Source organism: Pseudoalteromonas sp. 0303 (genome assembly GCF_013349995.1).
In the GTDB taxonomy this organism is placed as follows: domain Bacteria; phylum Pseudomonadota; class Gammaproteobacteria; order Enterobacterales; family Alteromonadaceae; genus Pseudoalteromonas.
Genome location: NZ_JABVXF010000013.1, coordinates 34464 through 60085, shown reverse-complemented (window position 1 = coordinate 60085; position 25622 = coordinate 34464). Strand labels below are relative to the sequence as shown.

Annotated in this window: 17 protein-coding genes; 8 read left to right on the top strand and 9 right to left on the bottom strand. The window is 42.3% G+C overall.

Translation table 11 applies throughout. The features are described from left to right. Positions 1-129: 129 nt before the first annotated feature. Together HUS62_RS10590 and HUS62_RS10585 are read left to right on the top strand one after the other, a co-directional pair. Positions 130-789, top strand: a complete 660-nt coding sequence (locus HUS62_RS10590) for a TrkA family potassium uptake protein (RefSeq protein ID WP_054553462.1) — start codon at positions 130-132, stop codon at positions 787-789. Then, a complete protein-coding gene (locus tag HUS62_RS10585) occupies positions 786-2153 on the top strand; it encodes a TrkH family potassium uptake protein (RefSeq protein WP_054553461.1) in 1368 nt (455 codons plus the stop codon). The genes HUS62_RS10590 and HUS62_RS10585 overlap by 4 nt, the downstream gene beginning before the upstream one ends. 56 nt (positions 2154-2209) lie before the next feature. On the opposite strand, the gene HUS62_RS10580 is transcribed toward HUS62_RS10585, so the two are convergent. The 3 genes from HUS62_RS10580 to HUS62_RS10570 all read right to left on the bottom strand — a co-directional run bounded on the left by HUS62_RS10580 (position 2210) and on the right by HUS62_RS10570 (position 5816). Continuing rightward, positions 2210-3055 (bottom strand): DUF3037 domain-containing protein, encoded by an 846-nt coding sequence (locus HUS62_RS10580; RefSeq protein WP_175079482.1) that lies wholly within the window; start codon positions 3053-3055, stop codon positions 2210-2212. Then, on the bottom strand, positions 3052-3762 hold the full coding sequence (locus tag HUS62_RS10575) for a HipA family kinase (protein ID WP_175079481.1): 711 nt from the start codon (positions 3760-3762) through the stop codon (positions 3052-3054). The genes HUS62_RS10580 and HUS62_RS10575 overlap by 4 nt, the downstream gene beginning before the upstream one ends. 119 nt (positions 3763-3881) lie before the next feature. After that, on the bottom strand, positions 3882-5816 hold the full coding sequence (locus tag HUS62_RS10570; protein WP_175079480.1) for an ATP-dependent DNA helicase RecQ: 1935 nt from the start codon (positions 5814-5816) through the stop codon (positions 3882-3884). Between the two features lie 258 nt (positions 5817-6074). On the opposite strand from HUS62_RS10570, the gene HUS62_RS10565 reads away from it, so the two are divergent. The 3 genes from HUS62_RS10565 (at position 6075) to HUS62_RS10555 (ending at position 10281) form a co-directional block, all read left to right on the top strand. After that, positions 6075-7379 (top strand): NAD(P)/FAD-dependent oxidoreductase, encoded by a 1305-nt coding sequence (locus tag HUS62_RS10565; protein WP_175079479.1) that lies wholly within the window; start codon positions 6075-6077, stop codon positions 7377-7379. A 120-nt stretch (positions 7380-7499) separates the two neighbouring features. Then, complete coding sequence (locus tag HUS62_RS10560) at positions 7500-9629, top strand: hypothetical protein (protein ID WP_175079478.1); 2130 nt, start codon at positions 7500-7502, stop codon at positions 9627-9629. 85 nt (positions 9630-9714) lie between these two features. Continuing rightward, positions 9715-10281 (top strand): manganese efflux pump MntP family protein, encoded by a 567-nt coding sequence (locus HUS62_RS10555; RefSeq protein ID WP_175079477.1) that lies wholly within the window; start codon positions 9715-9717, stop codon positions 10279-10281. Here the strand turns inward: HUS62_RS10555 and HUS62_RS10550 are convergent. Further along, positions 10278-12725, bottom strand: a complete 2448-nt coding sequence (locus tag HUS62_RS10550) for an EAL domain-containing protein (protein ID WP_175079476.1) — start codon at positions 12723-12725, stop codon at positions 10278-10280. The genes HUS62_RS10555 and HUS62_RS10550 overlap by 4 nt on opposite strands. 145 nt (positions 12726-12870) lie before the next feature. On the opposite strand from HUS62_RS10550, the gene HUS62_RS10545 reads away from it, so the two are divergent. Next, complete coding sequence (locus tag HUS62_RS10545) at positions 12871-13818, top strand: diguanylate cyclase (RefSeq protein WP_258536762.1); 948 nt, start codon at positions 12871-12873, stop codon at positions 13816-13818. A 217-nt stretch (positions 13819-14035) separates the two neighbouring features. Then, positions 14036-15541: a DUF2235 domain-containing protein gene (locus HUS62_RS10540; RefSeq protein ID WP_175079474.1), complete on the top strand. Its 1506-nt coding sequence runs from the start codon at positions 14036-14038 to the stop codon at positions 15539-15541. An 18-nt stretch (positions 15542-15559) separates the two neighbouring features. Here the strand turns inward: HUS62_RS10540 and HUS62_RS10535 are convergent, their stop codons facing one another. After that, entirely contained in the window at positions 15560-16312 is a 753-nt protein-coding gene (locus tag HUS62_RS10535) for an ABC transporter substrate-binding protein (protein ID WP_175079473.1), read from the bottom strand. Between the two features lie 556 nt (positions 16313-16868). Here HUS62_RS10535 and HUS62_RS10530 point away from each other — a divergent pair. Then, positions 16869-17129, top strand: a complete 261-nt coding sequence (locus tag HUS62_RS10530; protein WP_175079472.1) for a hypothetical protein — start codon at positions 16869-16871, stop codon at positions 17127-17129. Between the two features lie 252 nt (positions 17130-17381). Here HUS62_RS10530 and HUS62_RS10525 read toward each other — a convergent pair whose 3' ends face one another. From HUS62_RS10525 to arfA, 4 genes are all read right to left on the bottom strand, one after another. Then, positions 17382-20015: a glycosyl hydrolase family 18 protein gene (locus HUS62_RS10525; protein WP_175079471.1), complete on the bottom strand. Its 2634-nt coding sequence runs from the start codon at positions 20013-20015 to the stop codon at positions 17382-17384. A gap of 65 nt (positions 20016-20080) precedes the next feature. After that, positions 20081-21688, bottom strand: coding sequence for a lytic polysaccharide monooxygenase (locus HUS62_RS10520; protein WP_175079470.1), 1608 nt, complete (start codon positions 21686-21688; stop codon positions 20081-20083). A 52-nt stretch (positions 21689-21740) separates the two neighbouring features. Then, positions 21741-24917 (bottom strand): glycosyl hydrolase family 18 protein, encoded by a 3177-nt coding sequence (locus HUS62_RS10515; RefSeq protein ID WP_175079469.1) that lies wholly within the window; start codon positions 24915-24917, stop codon positions 21741-21743. Between the two features lie 464 nt (positions 24918-25381). Beyond that, entirely contained in the window at positions 25382-25573 is a 192-nt protein-coding gene (gene arfA / locus HUS62_RS10510; protein ID WP_054563243.1) for an alternative ribosome rescue factor ArfA, read from the bottom strand. Positions 25574-25622: the final 49 nt, after the last annotated feature.

Below are 25622 nucleotides of genomic sequence, written 5' to 3'. Positions count from 1 at the left end.
GTCACTATAAAGTTTTTATAAAGTTTTTTTATCTCGGCATAAAATCTTTATAAAGCTTTCAAGCTCTCTAGAGACTTCTGTTTTTTTGCCATTAGCATTTAGCGCGTACCCACAATAGCGAGAAAGACAATGGCTCAGTTTGCAGTAATCGGATTAGGACGTTTTGGCGTAACCGCCTGTTTAGAACTTTCAAAACAAGGTCATACAGTGTGTGCCGCCGATATTAGCGAAAGTACCGTTAATCACTATGCCGACCAACTCAGTTTTACCGTGGTGGTTGATGCCAGTGATGAAACACAATTAGCACGGCTCGATTTACCCAGTTGCCAAGCCGTATTGGTGGCCATTGGCGAGAATATTGAAGCCAGTATTTTATGTGTATTGCACTTAAAAAACTTAGGCGTAAAGCAAATTTGGGTAAAAGCCTGTACCAAAAGCCACCATCAAATACTAAGTAAACTTGGCGTTGACCGCATAATTCACCCTGAAGAAGAAATGGGCGTGAGGGTTGCGCAAGCGCTTAACTACCCAATGGTTAATCAATATTTCCCGCTTAACCAATCCACGTTTATTGTTGAACTAGGCATTGATCTGCAGCTTTCAGGTCGCAAAATTGGCTGGCTACTCAAAGAACGTAATAGCGATATTAAACCACTCACACTACGACGTGATGATTACTTCAATACAGAGCTGACTAACGACACCGAACTGCGTCACGGCGATAGTCTGGTGCTACTGGGCTCTAAAACTTACTTAACTAAATTAGCAAAACGGTTTCGTGCATTATGATTAACTGGCAAGCCAACGTTTATCCAAAACAATTTAGCGGTGTAAAGTGCCGTAAGCGGCAAAAAATAAACCCACCTTTAGTGCTTACTATCGGCTTTATTGTGTTAATTATGCTCGGCACGGGCTTGCTTATGCTACCAATGGCAAGCACCCAACCGATCAGCTGGCTCGATGCATTATTTACGGCAACCTCTGCGGTTACAGTAACAGGGCTGGTGGTCATCGACACAGGTACTGATCTGACTGTATTTGGTCAAAGCGTGGTCATGCTGCTGATTCAAATAGGTGGCATTGGCTTTATGACCGTGGCGGTGATTTCAATACTAAGTTTAGGAAAAACCCTAGGCTTACAACAACGCTTACTCGCTAGCCGCGCTTTTGACACTAACGATTTAACCTCGGTGATCAAGGTTGCTAAGTATGTTTTAGTGTATTCATTAGTGATTGAGTCGGTGGCATTTTGCTTACTCTTTATTAGTTGGTTCGATGACTATGGCGCACTAAAAAGCGCCTATCACAGTCTGTTTTATACGATTTCGGCGTTCAATAATGCGGGCTTTGCGTTAAGTGGCGATAGCTTATCGGCATTCAAGGGCGATATAACCGTAAACGTAGTGATCACCGCTTTGTTTATCATCGGTGGTTTAGGGTTTACTGTACTGATTGATATCTACAAACAAAAGCGCTGGTCATTACTATCGACCAATACCCGCCTGGTGTTAATTGCCACCTTAGTGCTCAACTGCATCGCATTTATATTGATTTTTTTCTTTGAACACGCCAATCCCGCGACACTAGCGCCGCTATCAACGTCTGAGCAAATATTAACGGCTTGGTTTCAAGCGGTGACACCTCGTACCGCAGGGTTCAATACCCTACCGATTGATGGCTTGAGTCAAGATTCAACGCTTTTGACTATGCTGCTGATGGTAATTGGCGGTGGTTCAGTCAGTACGGCGAGCGGCATAAAACTAGGCACCTTTGTGATCCTAATTTTAGCGATGCGCAGCTATTTAAAACAGCAAACCACGGTCACCGTGTTTAACCGTCAGCTGAGCGACAAGTTAGTGATCAAGGCATTAAGCGTCATGATACTGTACTTATTTATCGCTTTTACCAGCATTATGATCATCACCAAGCTTGAACAAGGGTCGTTACTTGATATCACCTTTGAGGCAATTTCGGCACTCAGTACCGTAGGCCTTTCGCGGGGTATAACTGGGGATTTAAGTGCGCCTAGTCAGCTCATCATCATACTGCTGATGCTGATAGGTCGGGTTGGGCCATTAACCTTTGCTTATTGTTTTGCTCGCCAGCACAGCCAACCTTTAACCTACCCGACTACCAGTATTCAAATTGGTTAAAAATCTGTAAAAAAGGCAACCAAGAAAAGGTTGCCTTTGGACTTTATTTGAAATTTCTAAGTAGAAATTAACTTAAATTCTTCATCTTCAAAACTAGTAGCAAAACTGTAGATACTTTTCCTATCTTCAAAGAGAGTGAATTTTGTATTAAGCATTTCCATTTCATTAGTAACTTCATCGTACGCTTTTAAAAGCTCTGTTTTTTTGCTTTTGGGCTTCTCAAGTGTAAATAGCATGTTTTGTGCTTCAATAGCTCCAGCCTGAATTAATCGCCTAACGCGATTTATCCATTGTTCACCGTGTTCTATTAATGCTAATGGTTTTGTTTGATTAAAAGACAATGGCTTTATTGCTTTAGTAATTTGACTTCCTTTTGTTACTAAAGGAATATCAATTTGAACACCCAAACCAGCAGGCAATTTCTGCTGTGTATAATGCACGCCCCTGATATTATCTTTTAAATCTTGTCTTAGAGCCTCAACCATTTGCTGTTCGCGGTACTCTTTAGTCACAAAGTTTCTGGCTATATACTTGTTATATAGCTGTTCAAGTGCGATTTGAGGAGCTTCATGCAGTACAGCTCTTGTCTCACTAAAACTAACAATCCCTTCCCTGAACCGAGTAACTTCTTCAAGCAACTTAACTTGTTGTTCGCCATAAAACCTAGAGCCTAAGTTTTTCACTCTTGCTAATTCTTTTTCAAAAGTAACTAAAGCACTTTTGTAAAGCTCACCGTTTAAATCGTCAAAAAATTCTGTAACTCGACCAAAGCTTTTAGGAGCTAATTTGTAGTCAATAAAACCTGTTTTTGGAGAGAATAATAATATTCCAACATTGGCAAATTCTTGTGTTTCACTGAAAGGCATAAAACGTATGATTGAGTATTTGCATAAATTTTTCATCTTATATCCTCCCAAAATTTTGCCAATTTAAATTGCTTTAATACTACGATTATTTCACTCTCAATGCTATCTAAATCATAATATTCAAGCCATTCTTCAGGTAAAGAGTTTATGACAGCATCAATATTTTTTAATGAAGCCTCCATCTTATCTTCGTAATCAACCCGGCTCCAAAGTGGTAACTGCGGATCATTCCAAGCTGACCTGCCTAAGTGTAACTCTTTATGCTTCTCTAAAGAAAAATTAGGTTCAAAAGACAAATTATGATCGAGTACATAAACTTCTTTTTTTAAGGGCTCATAGAACAGATTTGGATTACCTCCAAAGCTTGTTAGATTCCTATCATCATTTTTTATCCAATAATCAAAAATATAGAGATCTCTTAAAAGTTCATTTGATAAAAATTCCAACTCAGCAAATGTAACATCTTGAATATTAGGTATGAATCTAGAACCAAAACACATACCAGAACCAAGATCATCATATCCATATTCAACAAGTGCATCATCAACATATATGAGAGCATAATCAGGGTTAGGTAAACCAAAACTTCTACATAAATGCGCAGCAATCCACTCTTTAACCAACCCTTTAGCTGTAGCACGAGCACCTTTTACAATGTATTGCTCATCATTATCAGTCCTACACAAAAATGGTGTCGTCTGGCCTTGTTTAAATTGTCTGACAATCTCCGTAACAGCTAACATTTATATCCTTAAAAACTCAAAGCCTTATATAGAAAGTATAATTTTATTTCGCGAATAAACTTTATACACGTTTTTGTATATTTCAAACTATAAATATTTATTAAACATTAATCTATCCGCTACAACTGCTGTAGCAGGGCTTTAATGTCACTGTAGCGCTGCTGTTCGCAAAGGCCAAAACCTGAAAGCTGCCTGACTTTATTACGGGTAAATAAAGGCACGCTCATGCCCGCTAAAAAGCGGCACTGAGTATCGATGCTGACATCACTAATTCCTTTAGCGGCTAAGTGCTGTTTAAGCTCTGCAACTTTACTGGCAATCACATTTTGCTCAGGCATTTGATGCACTAATGAATAGCTAAGCTTTACTTGCTGTCCTCTACACACTGAACAATGGCCACATTGCTGGGGTGCATGTTGGTCATCAAAATAGCGGGCTAAGTTATAACTTAAGCAGCTATCTAGCTCAAAAAAGCGCACTAAAGTGGCGATACGTTTAATTTCGGCCTGTTCTTTTTCGATAAAATATTGGTGAAGTTGCGGTGCTAAATCTGCGTTGTTTATTACCGAGTTATTCACCTCATACACTTGCGTAATACGTTTAGTTTCAAGGGCTATATGACCTTTCTCGGCCAAATAATCGAGCGCTGCAACCACACGTTTTCTATCAACTTGAGTGGCACGGGTTAACGCATCAAAATTAAGTGTGCCCCAAATTTTCTTAAACTCAGTGTGTTTGAATACCTGTTGTAAAAACGCTTGTCGGTCAGCATCAAACTGGCTAAGTAGCTCGTTTTGATCCGTTAAAAACTTATATTTAAAATCGGCGTAATAGGCATATAAAGGCGTAATAGCCCCTTGCATTTCTAACTGCACCAGTAAGGTTTTTAATGCTAAAGCACGAATATTACTTTCGCTCGATAAGCTGTACTCTTGCATTTCCCACTGGTTATTCGTTTGCTCGTTACGAATGTTATTAATGACATAGTCAATCCCACTTTGCTCGGGCGTGTCGGCATAAACAAAGTTCTCAACGGTATTTAAGCCATCAAGGTTTGCTAGGGTAAAACAGTTTGATGGCGCACCATCTCGCCCTGCACGGCCAATCTCTTGGCTATAATTTTCAATCGATTTTGGCAAATCATAGTGGATCACAAAACGAATATCAGACTTATCAACCCCCATCCCAAAAGCAATGGTTGCCACGACGATATTGATTTTACCCACCATAAAATCATCTTGAATTTGCCAGCGTTTATCATCCTCAAGGCCTGCATGATAGGCCACTGCATTAAAGCCCGCTCTTGCCAAGCCTTCGGCCACTTGCTCAGCGGTATGCTGTAAGGTGACATAGACAATCCCTGCCCCTTGTTGGCTGGCTATGATATTTGCTAATTGCTGAGGTTTTTCTTGGCTTGCAACACTGAGCACTGATAAATCTAGGTTGCTTCGGTAAAAGCCAGTTTGCACTACACGCTCTGGGGCAATGGCAAAACGCTCACACATATCGCGCTTTACTTTTTTAGTTGCGGTGGCGGTAAGTAGCAATACCAACGGAATATTAAGCTCTTCACGATAGCGCGGCAGTTTTAGGTAATCAGGCCTAAAGTTGTGACCCCATTCAGATATACAGTGCGCTTCATCAACCACCAGCATCGAAATAAGCACTTGTTTAATAAATTCACGAAAGCGCTCATTCTTAAAACGCTCAACTGAGACCATTAAAATTTTCACCTTTCCTGCTCGCACATCACTCATTACCGTATGACTTTGCTCACTGGTTTGGCTTGAATCAAGGCTTGCCGCGTAAATACCCTTGCTATTTAAAAAGCTGATTTGATCTTTCATCAGTGCCAATAATGGCGATACCACTAAGGTCAAATTAGGTAGGTGCATTGCAGTTAATTGATAGCACAAAGATTTACCCGAGCCAGTTGGAAAAATTGCCAACGACGATTGCTGATTTAATAACTGCTCAATGGTTTGTTGCTGACCTTGGCGAAACTCATTAAAGCCAAAGTATTGATTCAACGAAGTGTGTAGTGGTGTAGTCATCCTGATCCCTCACTGTCATTCCCTTTTCAGGTAATGATAGGTCTCTTACTGCGAATTAGCCATGTTAACCTGTTTAACTCAATCTCCCAAGGCCGTTGATATAACTAAGCACACTATATTGTTCTTACCGGGTACTGACAAAACCAGTAAAAAGGCGCACAATGGACGCGTTGCCATGGGGTATTGATGGATGGACTTGCAATACCTAAGCGCTTTTTTTCAAGAGTGTTTAGGTATTATACTTTTGAGGGCAACGTAATGATTAACCAACCTCCTAAAATCGTGATAGTCGGTGGTGGCGCTGGTGGCTTAGAACTGGCAACACAATTAGGACACAAACTCGGGAAAAAACGCCAAGCAGAGATACTTTTAATCGATAAAAACCGCAGCCATATTTGGAAGCCGCTACTTCATGAAGTAGCGACGGGGTCGATTGATGCCGATTTAGACGGCGTTGTATACTCAGCTCATGCAGCAAAACACCATTATAATTTTCAACTCGGCAGCTTTTGCCACTTAGATCAAACCAACAAAACCATTACTTTAAGCGAGTTAAAAGACGAGCTCGGCCACCGCATTTTACCTGAGCGCCAAGTGAGTTATGACTACCTCGTACTTGCTATAGGCAGTGTCAGTAACGACTTTAATACCCCAGGCGTTAACAAGCATTGTTTCTACCTTGATTCAAACCAACAAGCTGAACGCTTTCAGCATGCTCTACTCGATAACTTCACCCGCTTACATCAAGATGACGACCCTCAGCACTCCTTAACCATTGCCATAGTGGGTGGTGGTGCAACCGGGGTTGAGCTGTCGGCAGAGCTTTATCATGTGTCAGACATGCTGAAAATGTATGGCCTGAATAAAATGACCGCTAAACGCTTACACATTGATTTAATTGAAGCGGGGCCTCGGATTTTGCCAGCATTACCCGAGCGAATTGCAAACTCGGCTAAGCGTGAACTGGTTAAATTAGGGGTAACGGTGCGCGAAGGCACGCAAGTAAAAGAGGCCACAGAAAACAGCTTTATCACCAAAAACGATGAACATATCAAAGCCGATATTATGGTTTGGGCTGCGGGTGTAAAAGCCCCTGATTTCATTAAAGATATTGGTATCTTTGAACTTACCCGAAATAACCAAATTAAGGTGAACCAATATCTGCAAAGTAGCGTTCACGACGATATTTTTGTGATTGGTGATTGCTGTGCATTTACTCAAGAAGATGGCACACAAGTGCCACCCAGAGCGCAATCAGCCCATCAAATGGCGCAATGTGTTGAAAAAAACCTGATTGCGACACTCAAAGGCCAGCCACTCAGTGCCTTTACCTACAGTGATCATGGCTCTTTAGTTAACTTGTCACGCTACAGCACTGTAGGCAGTTTAATGGGCAACTTAACCAGCAACAGCTTTTTTATTGAGGGGAAAATAGCGCGATTTATGTATATTTCGCTCTATCGTATGCATCAACGTGCCATCCATGGCAGTGCAAAAACCTTTGCACTGTGGATCAGCGAAAAAGTACTACGCGTTGTTAGGCCAAAAATGAAACTGCATTAAGCTACGGCATAAAGCCGACAAATTAGTTGTTTGTCGGCTATTTGTGCACTTTGTCCCCAAGTCATTGACATCAAAATATAAAGCCATACACTTCAGGCAAAATAAATCCATGGATTGAATATGAAAAAAGGTATTTCGCTAACCGTTTTTGCAGGGGTTTGTGCCTTTGGTAGCTACCTGATATTAGATAAACCCACTCCTATCGAAGCGATAAGCAATGAAGTCTCGACATCTTCTGCTACTGTCGCTGAACAAAATAACGCTACGAGTTTATTTGAACCATTAAGCCTACCAAATAGCAAAGCATCAGAGCTGGCTAAACTCAAGCTAGCCAAACACCAGTGTAAGCAACAAAGTTTAAAAGCCACTCAAGCTGCAGCTGATCACAGTCAAATAGAAGCGGCGATTAAACAAGCATTAAAAGACGGCGACTCTCTTGAAGATATTTTAAGTTATTCAGAGCTTGTGAAAATATCTTACCGTTCATTTAATACCTTAGTTATTAACGCAGTCAAAGAGAATGCAGAACAGCAATTTCAATATGCCTCATCAGTTGACATCTTAAAAAACTGGCAAGGGCTTGAGGTCATTGATTATTTTGATGCAGATACAATCAATCAACTAACGGCAGTTAATGGGCCCCTTAGTCAAAATACTGGCTCAATGATGTTTAATGTTCCATTACCTGAGCAAGTAAACAAAACAGCGTTGTACAAACTATTGGATAACAACGATGATTTTAATACCTATTTAAAAACACCATTTAAAATCGGTCCATCACGGCTCATTTCACCATCTATTTTGTTTCTTGCTAATGCTCATACGCTTAGTTTGACTGAGTTTGAAAACGCAATATCCAGCAAAGAGTTTACTGTTAACGATATCGCTGTGGCTTTAAAAAGCAACTTACCTAATGATTATTTAACAGCCCTCATCTCTCAAACAGCACAGCTAGGCGGCTCGCCTACAGCAATGAGTGATGAATTTATGGATGAACAACTGTATTTAAACCTTGCTGATGTGGCTGTGAGTGAATTTAACGTACCAATTTTAAAGTTGTTAAGTGGGCGAGGTATTGAGCCCACAAATCAGCCAAATGTATTTACAGCGATGGATATTGCCATTGTAAACCTTAAGGGCAGCTCAAATAGCGAAGTGAAGCCACTAGAGAGCAAGCACTTAGAAACACTAAGTTATCTAAAAAATAAAGGTTATCTAGCTCACGGCGAGCTTGTGCGCGACACACCGAGCGATAGGCTACTGATGCTTAAATCTTCATTCTTACCAAGTAGCCTTTTATTTGTTGGCGACCAAGTTGCTAATGATGCTTTTTCTCAGTTCAAAGATTTAAAGCTAATCCCAAATAACCAAGCATTTAAGCGTAAAGAAAAAGATAACTCTGCAATATCAAAAGCTCTCAGTGCCTATGAAAGACAAAAACAGCAAGCCAAAAAAATAACTCCTGAGTGTGAAACGATAGATCAGCGGATCAATTCACTAGAAGCGATAAAAACACGCTCTCAAGCACTCGAAGAATTAGAAACGCTCGAAGCGCAACAAGGCTTACTAACTCCCGATACGCTTCAAGCAATCGACCCTGTGCAAGTTCATAATTGGCAATTTTTGCATTCAAATGAGTATAAATATCAAACCTCAACGCAGTATCAAGCCTTTAAAGAAGCAATTGTCGAAAAAGACCTTAATACTGTTGCAACGATTACCCAAACGGCAAAACTCAGTACCCACCAAACAAATATGTTGCTTGCAGCAACAATAGAAAACCCTCAACAACTGACGTCTATTTGGCAAAACAGAGTCGACCCAACCGCACCTGAAAATCTTTATGTATTTACTAAGTTAGCGTTAGAAAAATGGCAAACATTAGCTGACAACGGCTTTGATTTTTCATTAAAAGACATGCAAAACAACGATATGTATTTTTATGCAAGCATGCATTCAAATGCAGCAGTTGAGTTTTTAATGAGCCTTGCAGTTACGCATGATTTTTCTAAGCATGGGCTTGATATTCTCGACCAAGCACTGGAGCAAAGCTATAACACACAAACCCTCGCAGACTATATGCCAAGCGCATTAAAACTTGTTGAGCAATATGAGCCTAACCACTTTCGTCGTGCCCAGCGTCTAAAAGTTTTTGTCCCTGATGTTTATGAAGAGCTTATTAAACTTGAGCCAAAACTTGTAACCAAAGATGGCACTGTAATGAATAATTATCAGTACAGCGCTTATTAAGCTCCTTAGCTATTTGAGCCGTAAATTAACCTACCTGTTTACGGCTCAGCTAAGTATAATGCCCACTTTTTGTGGGGCGCAAAAATTGAATATTATTACTCTAAGCGTTTTATCGCTTGCAATGTCGACTGATGCTTTTGCAGCTTCAATTACCAAAGGCAGTACGCTTAAAAATCCTCGCGTTCTAAGTGCAATCAAGCTGGGTTTATTGTTTGGCTGTATCGAAGCTATCGCACCGATTGTTGGCTGGCTAATTGGCAGTGCCGGTGCAGATTACGTTGAAGCCTTTGATCACTGGATTGCCTTCATGCTGTTAGTGGGTTTGGGCATTCATATGTTGCTTGAGAGTCGTAAGGATGATGATGAAGAGGAACTTGCCCCGAATACCAAGCGCTCTTTTATCGCTACTGTGTTAACCGCCGTTGGCACCAGTATCGATGCGATGACAGTCGGTATTAGCCTTGCATTCATGAAAGTGAACATTTACTTAGCAGCCGCAATGATAGGCCTAGCAACCACAATTATGGTTACCATCGGCGCACTACTTGGTAACGTAATGAGTGGTTGGGTTGGCAAAAAAGCCGAAGCAATCGGCGGTGTTGCACTTATCTTTATCGGCTGTGGAATCCTTTACAGCCATACCATGGCTTAACCTAACAGCTTATCAAACTCTTCTTTGGGCATGGGCTTATGAAAATAGTACCCTTGCCCAAGCTCACAGCCTAAATCGATTAAACTGTTTAAATGCTGCTTTTCTTCAATACCTTCAGCCACAATTTGCAAATTTAAGGTATGCGCTAAGCTGGTGATGGTTCTAACAATGTCCATACTTTGTGTATCGCTGAGCATATCTCTTACAAAAGATTGATCTATTTTGAGTACATCGACGGGGAAGAGCTTTAAATAAGACAAACTTGAATAACCCGTTCCAAAGTCATCTATGGCAATGGTTAACCCCAAGTCAGATAGCTTATTAAGCATAATTTTTATTTCTTCAAAATCATGCATTAATGCGCTTTCGGTTACTTCAAGTTCTAACAGTTCACTGGCAAGCCCCGCCTGTTCAATGGCATCAGCAACGAGATTACAAAAATTACCATCGGTAAATTGTTTTGCTGCAATGTTCACGGCAACCTTTATGTTATGCCCTTTGTCGGCCCACTCTTTAGCCGCTTTACAGCTTTGCTTAAGCACTGACTTACCCAAGGCATGAATAAGTCCGGTTTCTTCAGCAAGCGGAATAAAATCCAGTGGAGAAATAAGCTTATTGTCGCTATTTCTAAGCCGCACTAATGCTTCAACACCTATAATTTTATGCCTTAAAAGCTCAAGCTTCGGCTGATAGAACACCTCTATTTTATCTTGCTCAATGGCATTTCTTAAGAGTTTTTCAACGCTTTGACGCTGTTTAAACTGATGCTCTAAATCATCCGAGTAATAGCAAAACCGATTACGCCCTTGCTCTTTAGCACGATACATAGCGGCATCTGCATGAGTCATCATTTCTTCTGCTTGAGTAGAGTCCGCAGGGTTAACACTCACCCCCACACTGACCGATAAAATATACTCTTGGCTATCAATACGAAACGGCTCATTCATGGTGTTAATAATGTCGCTGGCAATGGCATCTATCGCGGAGGTGCTCTGCACGTCAGGTAATAAAATCACAAATTCATCACCGCCAATTCTAGCTAACGTGGTGTTTAAATCGATGAGAGACTCAAGGCGCTTAGCCACATGTTTAATAATTAAATCGCCTTGGTGATGACCTAGAGTATCGTTTAAGTACTTAAAGTGGTCGATATCAATCAGCATTAACGCTACATTCTTATTCATGCTGCTTGCGACCTTGCAAGCATGGGTGACCCTGTCGTGTAATAACACCCGATTAGGCAAATCTGTTAGCAAGTCATGATTTGCTAAATGGCTCATTTTCACTGCCATCGCTATCGATTCACTAACATCATGAAACACAATAATACCGCCGATAATGTTGCCCTCAATATCTCGTATCGGTGCAGCTGAATCTTCTACCCTATACACTCGCCCATCAAGCCCGGTTAATTGACTATTTAACGCCATAGCAACAATGCGCTGCTCTTTTAAAGCAACAGAAATTGGATTGATAATTTTAGTGTTTGATGTGGCATCAGTGAGTTGCATTACTTCTTCAATATGGCGCCCTTTTGCTTCTTCAGCGTGCCAACCTGTTAATCGCTCAGCAATGGGGTTCACAAAGTTAATTATTGCGTTGTTGTCCGTGGCTATTACGGCATCACCAATAGAATTAAGCATAACCCGTAAACGTTCAGACTCATTCGATAACAGTTTTTTTGTATGGGTAATTGAGGTGATATCCGAAAGAGTAAGAATAACACCTACAACTTCTCGCTCTTTTATTCTTAAATTAATTTGTGCCCTAACATATTCAATCTTATTGCGAGGGCTAGGCAACTGAATATTTATAACTTCTTGCTCTATGCCCTTAGTCAAGCAGCGATGAAAAGCCTCATACAATTCATCTGGTAATACATCTTTGGCGAAACAACCTAACATTTGCTCGCTACTTTTTGAAAACCAATGGCTGGTTTCATCATTGCTGAAAAGGTTTTCCTCGGTATTTGACCAGTAAGATATATACACAGGTACTTGAGCAACGAGTGTCGAAATATCATTTTTTGCAGCCAGTATTTGCGCCTCTTGGTGTTTAAGCTTTAACTGGTTTTGTACTCTCAGGCGACAAATGTTCAAATCAACGGGTTTATGGATCAGATCAATCCCGCCGCTTGCAAGACTCTGATATTCAAATATTTGCTCATTATGAGAGGTGACAAAAATCACATGACTTTGCGCAGTTTTAGGGTTGTTTTTAAGTTTTTTACACACCTCAAAGCCATTCATGCCGGGCATTTCAATGTCGAGCAAAATCACATCGGGCTGAAAGAAAGCGGCTTTCTCAATTGCTTGTGCACCATTATCGCAACAAACTATCTCACCAAGGTCACTTAATGACTCGGCCATAATCATCAAGCTAGTCGGCTCATCATCAACAACAAGCACTTTGCTGTGTGAATGATCATGATGAGAAAAAAGCATATCCATCACCTCTGTAAATAGTACTTAAAAAACTCTAGTCCTATCTCAGCAGACACGCCAATATAAAAAATGACTTTTTAATTCTTAAGTTGTAGAAAATCCCAAAATCCAGTCTATGCTTTATTCATCGCTTGGAGGGAATAGTTTGCAACCGGTAGCTAGTAGCACAGATTTAAAGCTAAATGATTCTGTTATTTTGATTGTTGATGATGAACCAATTAATACAACCGTAATAGAAAGTTTGCTCTCACCCTTCTATAAGACCAACACCACAGATTGTGGTGAAAATGTACTGCATCTTTGCGAAACCCTTAAACCTGATTTAATACTGCTTGATGTGATGCTTGGCACTATGAGCGGCCTTGATGTTTGCAAACAATTAAAAAACCACTCCCAATACAAAGATATTCCGGTGATATTTATTACCGCCATTATGGATCAAGATGACCAAAATCGCTGCTGGCAAGCAGGGGCTGTCGATTTTGTATCAAAACCGGTTTATGGCGTCACATTACTTAATCGCGTAAAAGCACATTTAACCTTAAAAAAACAAGCAGATTTGCTCAAAAACCTTTGTGAACACGACAGCCTCACAGGTCTTAATAACCGACGATTTTTACAAAACACCCTTGATCAAAACATTCGTTTAGCGATCAGAAACGATAAAGCCCTTTCGGTATTAATGCTCGATATTGATTACTTTAAACAATACAACGACTCTCTTGGTCATCAACAAGGGGACGAATGTTTAAAACGTGTTGCTGATGAAATCAAAAAAAGTGTTAATCGCCCAACTGATACCACTATTCGCTATGGCGGTGAAGAATTTTTATGTGTATTACCAGACACCGATATTCAAGGGGCGCAATTTATTGCCCATAAGCTGTTGGCAAACATCCGTGAACTAAATATTGAACACCCACATGCAACCTCTGGAGTACTCTCTATTAGTATTGGTAGCGCAACTTTTTCTGGGCATGAAGCCATCGACACTGACGAGCTAATTCGCTGTGCCGACAAAGCGCTCTATCAAGCCAAACATCAAGGGAGAAACCGCTGTGTTTGCATACTTGCTGAACCCAGTTTTAGCTAGGTGTATCTTTCTAGCACACGCAATTGCAAAAAAGACTACGAGATTTTGTTAGAAATTTTACAAAAGCATACCGTAGCTAGAGTCGGCTAATTTTATTAATTGCAAATAAATGGGCTTTGAAAATCAAAGCCCATTTTTCATTAAAGCGCCGCATATTTGTCTTCTAATTTTCATAAAGTGGGAGTATGTTTATACAAACCACTAAAGGAATGACGCTATGACCGCTAAAACGCTGATTTTCAACTTTGATGGCACAGGCAGCGAACCTCGTGATGCTGAACAATTCAGCGCTGCACACTTCAAAGAAGACGCCAGTATTTCTAATATTCTTAAACTTCATTTACTATTTGGCGGCGCACTCAATAGCGAACCCGAAACACCATTTCCAACCCAACTTAGCTTTTATTATCAGGGCATAGGCACCCAAGGTAGCCGCTTTCGACGTTTATTCAATCAAGCCCTTGCACCAAGAGGTGATGATGTTGCCAGCATTTTAAATCGTGCAATGAGCGACTTTAAAAGCTACTACACTGTGGGTGATAAAATACTACTGACTGGTTTTAGCCGAGGAGCTGCTCTTGCAAGACGCTTTGCCAAATGTTTAGAGCCACTTATCAGTGATGATGTTTACTTATGTGTATTTGATACTGTTGCATCAATTGGTTTTTCAAAAGTAACTAAAGCAACCCGCGGTGCTGAGCACGTTATTTTTGAAAACTACACGCTAGCAAGCAATATAAAAGCAGCCCTTCATTGTGTCGCACTTGATGAAAAACGCCGTGCATTTGAACCCACACTTATTAATAGTGCACCACATGTACAAGAGATCTGGTTTGCGGGCGCTCATTCAGATGTGGGGGGCGGCTATTATCGTGATGGTTTAGCCGACATTTGCCTACGCTATGCGATTGAGTGGCTGATTGAACAAACCTTTGCATTAAACTTACTTACCAGCGCAGATATCAATTACAACACTCTGCTCCCAGAAGAACACCGTAACCTCATTGCTCAAGATGATGTAACTGTTACCCCAGATCCGCTGGCTCTTAGTCATCAGCAAAACTATTTTTGGTTTAACCCTTTGTTTAAACTGGTAGATCGCGAATGCTGTGTATTGGTTGATAACGAACAAAGCGCGCTCACGCCAACTATTCATTACACAGTCGCAGAGCGTATTAATCGTTTAACGAGCTATCGCCCTGAATCGTTAAAGAGCCTTCACTACGACATACTTTATAATGACGAAACTCGCTTAAGCTTTAAGGGTTTAAGCCCGCATATTGCGCTTGATAAACAAAATATGACGGTGCTGAGCATAGACGAAAGTAAAGATGTGTTTGTTTATGGCGCTGAAAAATACAACCACACAGGCTTAATGTTAGAGCAAGGTGGTACTTATCGATTCACCCCTTACCCTGAGCAAACCTGGTATGACGATGGTATTAGCTGCGGTCCAGCAGGCTGGCATCGAGATAATATCCAACTTGGTGTGAAAGAAATTCCAATGGCCGTGCTAGAGCCATTTAGACGTTTACCACACGCACAATGGTTTGCACTGATTGGCGCTATCGATAACAACGACGATCACTTATTTGAGATTGCTGAGGGTGCCGATATTCGTATTACTAAATCTGGCGAGTTTTGCCCTTTTGCCAACGACCTAAACCGCTTTTATGGGGCGAATGCGGGGCGCATTAAATTGCGTGTGACTCGTTTAGGATAGTTTAGTGTTTAGAATAGTTTAGTGCTTAACATAGCGAGCGATGATTTCAGTTATCGCTTGCTGGTTGTTTAAGATTGCTGAGTTAATAGCCGCTCTGTCTTCTGCTAACAGGGTTGTTTCACTGAGCATAAAATAAACGCTGTCATTATTGACAATATACGGATGCAGCTCGATACCCTGCTGATTATTTTTTTGAATTAAATATAAACCAGCAAGTTCATCATCAACAAAAAAATCGACCCGCCTAGCAACTAGCATAGCGAGGCGCTGACGCAAAGACGACACGGTAACGAGCTGATCTTTATATTTTGCGTTTTCTTTCAATTGAGTAAAATCAGAGCCAAAGTAACTACCGCTGTTAGTTAAAATAACTTGCTGGTGTTCGAGCAGTCCTTGTAAATCAAGAGATTCTAACCGGCCATGCGGGTACCAAAACAAGCGCATCACTTCATTACGGTAAGGCTCTGAAAAGAAACTAAAAGAGTCACGTTCTGTGCTATAGCTCGCCGCGGGTAGTAAATCGACCTTACCGTGCTTAAGTTCTGCAAAGCCCCGTTTAGATGAAGGCATAACGACATATTTAGCGCAAAATCCTGCCTCTTTCAGCACTAAATTAACCACATCAATATCAATACCGGTAAGCTTACCATTTTGCTTAAAAGCATAAGGTGCCCACTGCTGACTAATCCCCACTTTTAAGGTTTTATCACAGCTAAAAGCCGAGTTACTCAATACAGCAATAACAAGTAAAAACAGCGCTTTTAACCCCATTAACCCACCTTAGTTTAAATACTTACAAATTATATTATTCAAGTATGGTTGATAATACCTGAAAGACCAACGTATGAAATGAGAAACAGAAAGTTAGCAAGCAGAGAAAGGAAAATTCAGTGAGGTATGAAGGAAAGTTAGCAAGCTTCAAGGGGAAAGAGTAAAGTTAAAAGATACGAGATTCGAGGTTGCAGCGATTTTACATCGCGTCCTAGCGCCTGATGTTTTCATTCGTAGGCGTGAAACTTGTTTCGCGCGTCTGGTGATAGGTCATTTGAAAAGGTTTACATGGATTATGTTGGGTATCGCTCCGCTCGACCCAACCTACCCTAAAAATGAGCAGTTCAAATGCTAAGAAGAACGCACGACCTAACCAACCCCACAGCTCGATTGACATTTAACAACTAAAAGCCTGCGATTTTACATTGCGTTATGGCTACTTGTTTCGATTAGCTATAAGCACAATTGTATGATAAAAAGGTACACCCAAAAGAGGACCATTCTCTTTTTCTTTTATGGGTTGTCTTAAATTTCTCAATTAATAAATAGGTTACAGATGTCATTTATTTCAAAGCTAGGCAAAGGCCTTAAAGGTGCTGTGAACGCAGTAAAATCAGACGAATACCAAGTTAACAATGTAAAAGCAAAATGCATTCATTGTGGACATCATCACTTCGAGCTAGGTCACGCACAATTAAATACCGCAGATATGACTTTTTTGAATTTAGATTGGGTAAATGACAGCGCGTCTTTGTTATCGTGCAAAAAGTGCGGCTTCATCATGTGGTTCGCGGTTGAGCCAAAGAAAACGGTTTAATTGTTGGTGAGTTACAAACATGTAGCAGCGATTTCACATCGCGTCCTAGACCCCAGAACCTAGCGCCTGATGTTTTCATTCGTAGGCGTGAAACTTGTTTCGCGCATCTGACCGCTGAAGGCTGATCGCTGACAGCTTCTTTCCCCTCGTTAACTTTACTCTTTCTTACTTCCCCCCACAAAAAAGCAGCCATACGGCTGCTTTGAAGGGAAATCACATTTTAATGATGGGCATTAAATGTGGTTATTACACTTAAAGTGCTTTCCATACATCCGCGACACCTGGCTCGTCTCCTTGAGTCCACCATTTCGCTTCGTATTTATTACCTTGGTAAGTGACTTGGTCGCCACCGTTGTAGATACCCGCGGCTTGCCACACAACATCACCATTACCATCAGTTGGTTGTGAAGTTGATTCCCATGGGCCACCTAAATCAGGGCGGTCGCCTTGAGTCCACCACTTAGCTGTGTACTCTACGCCGTTATAAATCACCGTATCACCACCAACATAGATAGCCGCTGCATCCCATGTGGTTTCACCATCTGGCGGAGTTGTTGTGCCAGAATCTGTCACGGTGACATTAAAGCTCACTGCTGTAGCAGTTTGACCATCGCTTACTGAAACCGACACAACATAACTAGTATCTGCGTCAACGCTGCCCGCTTGTAAACTCACATCCGCACCTGAGCCCACTAACGTTAGGCCTGCTGGCACAGTCCAGCTGTATGAAAGCGCATCGCCATCAGCATCAGATGCCGAAACTGCCACAGCCACACTCGCGTCTTCTGCCACTGTTTTATCAGCAATTGCCGCAACCACTGGTGCTTGGTTTTCACCTGTTGTTGCTGCTACAACATTCACTGTAACGTTACGGCTTACACTTGCCTCGCCATCGCTCACACTCACAGCAACTGTGTATTGCGTATCAGCAGTCACTGATGGCGCAGTAATAACAAGGGTATTTGAATTTTCGCCGCTTACTGTTAACGCGCTGTCAGCTGTCCAGCTAAAGCTTAGTGGATCGTTATCTGCGTCAGTTGCCGATGCACTAACAGATACACTTTCGCCAGAGTTAACAGATACTGTGCTTGATACAGATAGCACTGGCGCTCTATTGCTAGGCTCAGTGACGGTACCACCAAGTGCCTCGTGCATGGCATTAAGAATATCGCCATTATCAGCGTCAATTTCCCATGCAAACAGGCCGCCTAGGTTATATTGATTAACATAAGCACCTTTTGCCAAAACTGAACGACGGTTATCGTATGTAATTAATTTACCGTTGCTACGGTTCCATACATAAGCGGCTTCGGCTTGTTCGTCATAACCTGTTTCAAACCCATTGATGCCATTTTCTGCAGCGCCCAACATGTAGGTTTTGATGCCTTTATAATCAATAACACCGTCTTCCCATACGCCTTGCGCTGTAGTGCCTTTAAGTTTGCCGTTGCCCGGTGCTGTCATTGGGTTATCAGCGATAGTCGCGTTTTCTGGATAAACGCCTTCCCAGCCACGGCCATACATAGCTGCACCTACCACGATTTTCTTCGACGGTACGTTTTGCGCAAGTAGATTTTGCACTGCATTATCAGTTGTGTAAGCAGGGCCTTTATATGGAACGCCTTCTTCATCAACACCTGTGCCATCACACTGACCAACACGGAAATGCGATGAACAATAAAGCGCAGCCTGATGGCCTGTCACATTGCTCCATGCACCATAGTAGTCGTAGCTCATTAAGAAAATGTAATCCATATATTGTTGAGCTTGTGAGTAGTCGACATCTTCAATTTTGTCGTAACCTGCACCAATCGCTGATGTTAACTCATACTCACGGCCTGTCTCGGCTTCAAGCTTATCAAGCATCGCGCGCAGCTCTTGCATTAGCGCTACGTATGCTGGGCCGTCAGCAACGGGGTCACCTAAGTTTGGATTAGCACCCTGACCACCCGGGTATTCCCAGTCAATATCAACACCGTCGTAGAACTTCCACGTTCTTAAAAACTCTTCCATTGATGCCACAAACGTGTCGCGGTTTGCTTTATCGGTAAAGTAAGCAAATGGGTCTGATAAAGTCCAACCACCTACTGATGGTAAAATTTTCAGATCAGGATAGCGCTGCTTTAAGGCCATTAACTGCGAATACGTACCACGAATTGGGTCATTACTATCAACACCTGGTAGCGCTTTTTGAATCGCTGCCCATGGGTCGTGGATCACAACTTCAAAATCTTGCGAGCCTGCACACGCCGTATTTAGCGCGTTTTTAGGACCGCCCGTTAACGAGTCATTCGGTCCACAAATTGGAATAAATCCATACAAGATATGACTGAGGTTTTGCGCTGGAATATTAGTTACATCGAAATCGCGTCCATAAATACCCCACTCAACAAAGTAAGCACCGGTTACAAGACCGTCTTTGGTGCCAATATCTTGGTTATTTGGATCATAATCCATCGGCAATGGCGCTAAGTGGCCGCCATCTGTATCGGCAATAACAATTGGCTTACCTTCGCTACGAGCGCAGGTGGTACCACCTTCACATAGCTCTAAATACATTGTGTGACGACCCGCTTTATCATATGGGAAGCTAATAACACCACTTTTAGTGCCTGCTGCCAGCGAACCTTCATTAACCAGCATATCGTCAAAATACACTTTATAGCTGTCGCCGCCATCCCCACTCCATGCGTTCCATTCAATGCTGATGGTGACTTCATCTACACGGTTCACCAAGCTCTTATATGAACCTGTACCTTCAAGATCAACCTCAACAAATGAGTATTCTTGTGGCTCCCAAATAATGGTTGGTGTTGAAGGTGCTGCATTCGCTGCACTTGCAAAGAGTGCAACACCAATAGCTGCGGTTAATTGTTTTATATTCATGATTCTCTCTTATCTGTTTTTATATAGCGTTACGCTGTTATTGATAAAGTTTGAACTACAAAACTTTAGATTTCTGTCCATACTTGGCTGGCACCCGGTACATCTCCTTGGGTCCACCACTGCGCTCGATAGCGCTGTCCTTGATAGGTTACTTCGTCGCCGCCTTGATAGGCTTTGCCGCTGTTCCATTCGATTGATGCACTGCCAGATTCAAGCTGCCATGCATCACTACTGTCTGGTTGTGCGCCTTGGTTCCACCATTTCGCACTGTAAACGCCGCCGTTAAAACTCACTTTATCGCCCGTGTTGTATTGGCTTGTACTATTCCAAGCAGGCACGCTCGGATCAACAGGGTCTGGGTCGACCACAGTGCTATTAAGCACAGTCACAGTAAAACTTACTTGGCTTGTGAGCTCGCCATCTGACACCAATACACTTACGGTGTAACTTGTATCAGCATCTACAGCGGGGGCGTTTAACGTGATGTTGGCATCGCTGCCAGTAAAGCTCAGTGGTGCCGGTACACCCCAGCTATAAGTTAAGGTGCTTTGCTGATCATCAAAGGCGTGCAGATGTATCGCGGTGCTGCTCTCTTCTTCGACTTGAAGGTCGTCTGGTTGATGAATAATTGGCGCGGTATTGTCAGGAGCCGCTTGTACGCTTAGTGCAAAGCTGTAATTTGCATTCGTTGTGAAGACCTGATTAATCAATAAATCAGACGCATCAAAGGCAATATCTCCAGCGCTACTTTGCACGCCAATATTCACTAAGTGCGCGTAATTAAGGTTTAACAGCGCTGCAAATTCAGCCTGCCAATTAGCTTGATTATCAGCTGTGATCTGCATTTGTTGAGTAAGTAACTCTTGGCCATTTTCATCAAATAACCGAGCTGACACACTACCGCCAACCTCAGCGTCTTGTCCTTGACGAACAAAGTAGCTAATTGCTGCCCAATCGGTTGGCTCTGTCGGGGTCGCATCGCTGACAATATTAATATCGCTACAGTTGTAGAAGCCTTCGCCGCCGGCATCATCTCGTTGCCAACGCGTGTATAAAATGGCATCGCCACTGCGCCCTTGTGGAATCGATACGCTCATTTCATAGTAACGGTCGTTGTTAGCGTCAATGCTAAAATCAAGATTGCCATACTCCTCAACAAGCTCTAGGTCATCCCAAGTAAGCACTTGAGTCGCACTATCAAAGCCCGGTTTTGTTAAATAAAACTGCCAAAAACTCGGGTTATGCGGCGTACTCGCTAAAAAACGCACTAAAATATCGCCATTCGCATTAGGAATAACCTCACTGCGTTGCCAATGTGCTGAAGGTAAATCCATACCGCGTTTTTCTGGGTCGCCTGCTGCACATAATCGGCCATCAGGTACGCTTTGCTTTACTGCCTCTAGGTTTGTGTAATCAATGGTATTAGCCGAAAATTCAATGTCTTGCACAAACTGTACATGCCCTGCTTCAACAAACGCTGCACGACAAGCAAGGTTGGGGATCCCCGTGCCATCTGCAGGCCACCAGTAACCGCCATCGGCATTACAAAATGCTTGGCGTGCCTTTGGGCTTTCTAAGAATCCGTGGGCATTCACATGGCTTGATGCACAGGCAAGCAGCATGCTGGTTGCCACTGCCGATAAAGACAATGCCTTTGATTTCATTACTTTCATTGTTGTTCTCGCTGTAGTAATGCGGAGCAAAGTCCTTGCTCCGCTTAGTTGGTTAAAGCGTGCAACTCACCGTCCAGTCAGCAGATGTGCCTGGCTCTGTGCTCGTCCACCACTTTGCTTCGTAAATCACGTTGTTGTGATTCATTAGGTCGCCGCCAACAGCATGGCTTGGGTTACCAGCCCAGTCAGTTTGCGGCCAATTTGGATACACAGGGATGCTTGCTACATCAACACCATTACAGCTTCCCTCGCCACCCGTATCACCACCGGTGTCACCACCGGTGTCACCGCCAGTATCACCACTGCCAGCTGTGCCATCTGTTAGCATTGGGTATTCAAATTTAAAGGCGTAGGTTTTACCATTTTTCTCAATCGTGAAGTTAGATGGCCCCGTAATTGGCATGTAGTACATAACTTGCGCCTCAACGGTTTCACCTGTATTAAATGACTTTTCGATACCGCCCCACTCATTCACTAAGGTGATTGAAAAACGATGGAACTCATTTTCAAAGCCACCGATATTATCGCCAGCCGCATTAGAGCCATTCGTTTCAACTGCCATGCCGAGCTTTTCTTGTGCATTCCAATTCGATTTGAAAATTGCCGAGGTAGAAACGGGCACATCAAAGCTGATTTTCGCGCCGCTTAAGTCGATATCTGAGTTATTGGTGAATGCGAATGTAGGTGAAATTGGATAGTTATCATCACCAATTGGGAAATCTTTCACAGTAAAGCTTACGTCAACAGCTTCGCTTGGCAGGGTGAAATCAACATTGCCTTGATGAGTGTTGTAAGCCACACCACTTTGGTTAAATTTATCGTAAGCAAGTGTGGTTAAGCTTGAGCCCATGAAGTACTCACCTTTCGCTGAGTCATAATCATAGTCACCGGCAAGCTCCCAGAACATGATGCCACCAAGACCGTTGTTGATAACATAATCAACTTTGGTTGCCATTGATTGCTCATCTTCAATTGATAAGAATACCTTTTTATCTGCATTCCAAAGCCATGGAGCAACCGCCACATCATCGTAGAAACGTGTATAAGTACCCGTTAATACATCGTCTGCATCGGTTTCTGGCGTTAGGCCGTAGATTTCAAGGTAAGAAGGGTTAATACCATTTTCGAGATTTTTCGCATGCCATAATGGGTTCGAACCTGCTGGCATTTCTTCACCAACATCATTCTTATCGTGCCATAGGTTATCTATGCCAAGAGCGCCATTACCACATTGGTTTTTCTCACCAACACCAGTCCCTTTAGCACATTTTGATTGATCTGGCAGCGCTGCTTGGCCCCATAAACCATTAGTACCACCCGACACATCTTTAAAGCCACGGGTGTAATATGGAATACCAATATTGATTCGACCTGCAGAGACCGCACCGCGGAAGTAACGCACAGCCCAATCCGTATTTAAGTAGCCAATTCCTTCAAACTCAGCGGTGGTATAAACGCCCCATTGCGCTAATTCAGAATCAAGACCGGTATCAAACAAGGCTGCGTTATGGCCTACATGTGAATTCCATGCACCATGTAAGTCATAAGACATAATGTTAACGTAATCGAGATACTTCACGCTTTGGAATGTTTCCATGCCACGTAATAAGTAACCTGAAGATGGCGAAGCAATCGTTAACAAATAATGCTTACCTGCCTTTTCACCTGCAATATCAAGTTCTTCACGTAGTTTTTGCATCAATACACGATACGAGGCGTTAAGGCCTGCGCGACGAGCATTAGAAATAGGAAAATCATCAGGGTGGCCTGAGTCATTCATTGACGATGGGTATTCGTAATCAATATCGACACCATCAAAACCGTAGGTTTCAATAAACTCAACGGCACTTTTCGCAAAGGCATCAATCCCCGCTTGGTTCACTGAGCCATCGGCATTGGTTGTCATCGTGTAGAAACCACCGCTATTTACACGAGTACCGTCTTCACCAAAATAACCACCGGTTTCAGCCCAGCCACCTACAGAGATTAAGGTTTTTACATCTGGGTGTTGTTTTTTAAATTTATTGAGTAAGTTAAAGTGACCTGTATAGCTAAAACTTGGATCCATTTCAGCGCCTGTAACGCCCGGCCAAGTCATGTTTGTCGCTGGGTTGCCAGCTGCATTTGGATCACCAATCGAAACCTTGTTATTACCATCAACATGCGCAAAGGCATAGTTGATATGGGTGATCTTGTCCCAAGGAATATCATTCACTAAGTAGCTTGGCTGACCATTGGCACCATTTCGCCAACTCGTAAAATAACCAATAACTCGGCGTGGATGATCAGCGCCCATTTTCTCGCGGCCATTTTCATCATACACGCTACAGTATGGGGTATTTACACCCGGCGTTTGGTATAAGCCTTGTGGTTTACAATCGCTACTTGGTTCTGTTGCTTCAACAACATTAACAAATTTGCTTTGTGTATCCGTCGCGCCTTCGTTATCGGTCACCGTTAAGGTAAATGAAAATTGCCCAAGTGCTGGAGCCTGCCACGTATAACTTGAAGAAGCAGCACTTGCTTGATGAACTTCAGTGCTGTTTTCAGTTAGCGATAACGCAGTTACTTGGCCATCGCTATCAGTGCCAGAAAGCGCAAACACCACACTGTCACCCACCGTAACTTGTGATGGCAATGAGCTAAATTCAATGCTCGCCACCGGCGCTTGGTTAACCGGCTCAACGTCATCAGACACACTTACTGTATGTGTAACGGCTGTAGAGGTTAGCCCTAAATCATCCGTTGCGACCGCACTTATCACATGGCTGCCTTGCGTTGCTTGCCAGTTAGTTGAATAAGGTGCGCTTGTCACAATACTCAGCGATGTACCATCAACAAAAAACTCGACACTTGCCACGCTGCCATCAGGATCAGTGGCAACCGCACCCATGACAACGCTGTCACCAGTAGTAAATAAAGAACCCTCTGCGGGAGTTAAGCTGCTAATTTGAGGCGCTTGATTTTCATTGACAACGCTGTCACAAGCGCCCAGTAAACGCCACTCTTGATCGACACCAGAAGTCTCCATAGGGTTGGTTTGCGTCCACCACTTCGCTTCATAAGCGCTACCTTGTGCTTGAACCTGATCACCACCAACATGAGTTTGCCCTTGTTGCCACACGTCTAAGTTGCTGCAATCAATCGCAGCCTGTGCTGTAAAGCCGTATAAACCTAGTGACAGCGCACTTAGTTTAAAGGCATTTTTTATTAATTTATGCGAGCTCATTCGCTCCCTCCGCCCAAAGTTTTAATAACATTTATTTTACAAATCCAACTTTAAAGTAACACAAAGCGCTATTACGTCAAGCTTGCATTTACCTGTAAAGGGTAAAATAAACACACTTTTTGATGTTTTTTTCATTCAAAAACACTAAAAAAGAATTAATTATTTTTATCAAAAAGCAAAAACGAGAGTTATTCTACCTAGTAGAAATGAACATAAAATTAACAATATTTTAACCACGGAAAGCGCGGCGCTTCCGGCCTGTATAAAAAACAAGCAACAATTATATGAGGGTAGGCGATAATAATTATCGTATCGATTATGGGTATATAACGAATAAATTAGTTTTCAGGTAAAAACTTCTATAAAAATTGAGTGGAAGTTATTCTTAACACGAATTTTAGTCATAAAAAAAGCAAACACTCAGTGTTTGCTTTTCACAAAAATCCTATTTGATCACAACTTAATTAAGCAGCGATTAAATAGGACTCTCGTCCTGCATGTTTAGCCTTACGTTGATATGCACCTTTACCTTTTTTAGGTTTCTCTACTTTTGCGGTGAACAGCTTAGATGTAACCATTGCAGCGTACACATTATCGTTAATGACACCGCGACCAGTATCAACTTGGCCTTGTGTGCGTTGTTTCTTTTTGCTCATTTTTTGCTCCTATTAAACGTGTTGCGAGTATATACCTACATAAGCGCTA

Coding starts and splice junctions, on each gene's coding strand:
- HUS62_RS10535 (WP_175079473.1), bottom strand. CDS start 16,312: ATGGGGTTAAAAGCGCTGTTTTTACTTGTTATTGCTGTATTGAGTAAC.
- HUS62_RS10585 (WP_054553461.1), top strand. CDS start 786: ATGATTAACTGGCAAGCCAACGTTTATCCAAAACAATTTAGCGGTGTA.
- HUS62_RS10520 (WP_175079470.1), bottom strand. CDS start 21,688: ATGAAAGTAATGAAATCAAAGGCATTGTCTTTATCGGCAGTGGCAACC.
- HUS62_RS10540 (WP_175079474.1), top strand. CDS start 14,036: ATGACCGCTAAAACGCTGATTTTCAACTTTGATGGCACAGGCAGCGAA.
- HUS62_RS10575 (WP_175079481.1), bottom strand. CDS start 3,762: ATGTTAGCTGTTACGGAGATTGTCAGACAATTTAAACAAGGCCAGACG.
- HUS62_RS10530 (WP_175079472.1), top strand. CDS start 16,869: ATGTCATTTATTTCAAAGCTAGGCAAAGGCCTTAAAGGTGCTGTGAAC.
- HUS62_RS10590 (WP_054553462.1), top strand. CDS start 130: ATGGCTCAGTTTGCAGTAATCGGATTAGGACGTTTTGGCGTAACCGCC.
- HUS62_RS10580 (WP_175079482.1), bottom strand. CDS start 3,055: ATGAAAAATTTATGCAAATACTCAATCATACGTTTTATGCCTTTCAGT.
- HUS62_RS10550 (WP_175079476.1), bottom strand. CDS start 12,725: ATGCTTTTTTCTCATCATGATCATTCACACAGCAAAGTGCTTGTTGTT.
- HUS62_RS10565 (WP_175079479.1), top strand. CDS start 6,075: ATGATTAACCAACCTCCTAAAATCGTGATAGTCGGTGGTGGCGCTGGT.
- HUS62_RS10525 (WP_175079471.1), bottom strand. CDS start 20,015: ATGAATATAAAACAATTAACCGCAGCTATTGGTGTTGCACTCTTTGCA.
- HUS62_RS10515 (WP_175079469.1), bottom strand. CDS start 24,917: ATGAGCTCGCATAAATTAATAAAAAATGCCTTTAAACTAAGTGCGCTG.
- HUS62_RS10570 (WP_175079480.1), bottom strand. CDS start 5,816: ATGACTACACCACTACACACTTCGTTGAATCAATACTTTGGCTTTAAT.
- HUS62_RS10560 (WP_175079478.1), top strand. CDS start 7,500: ATGAAAAAAGGTATTTCGCTAACCGTTTTTGCAGGGGTTTGTGCCTTT.
- arfA (WP_054563243.1), bottom strand. CDS start 25,573: ATGAGCAAAAAGAAACAACGCACACAAGGCCAAGTTGATACTGGTCGC.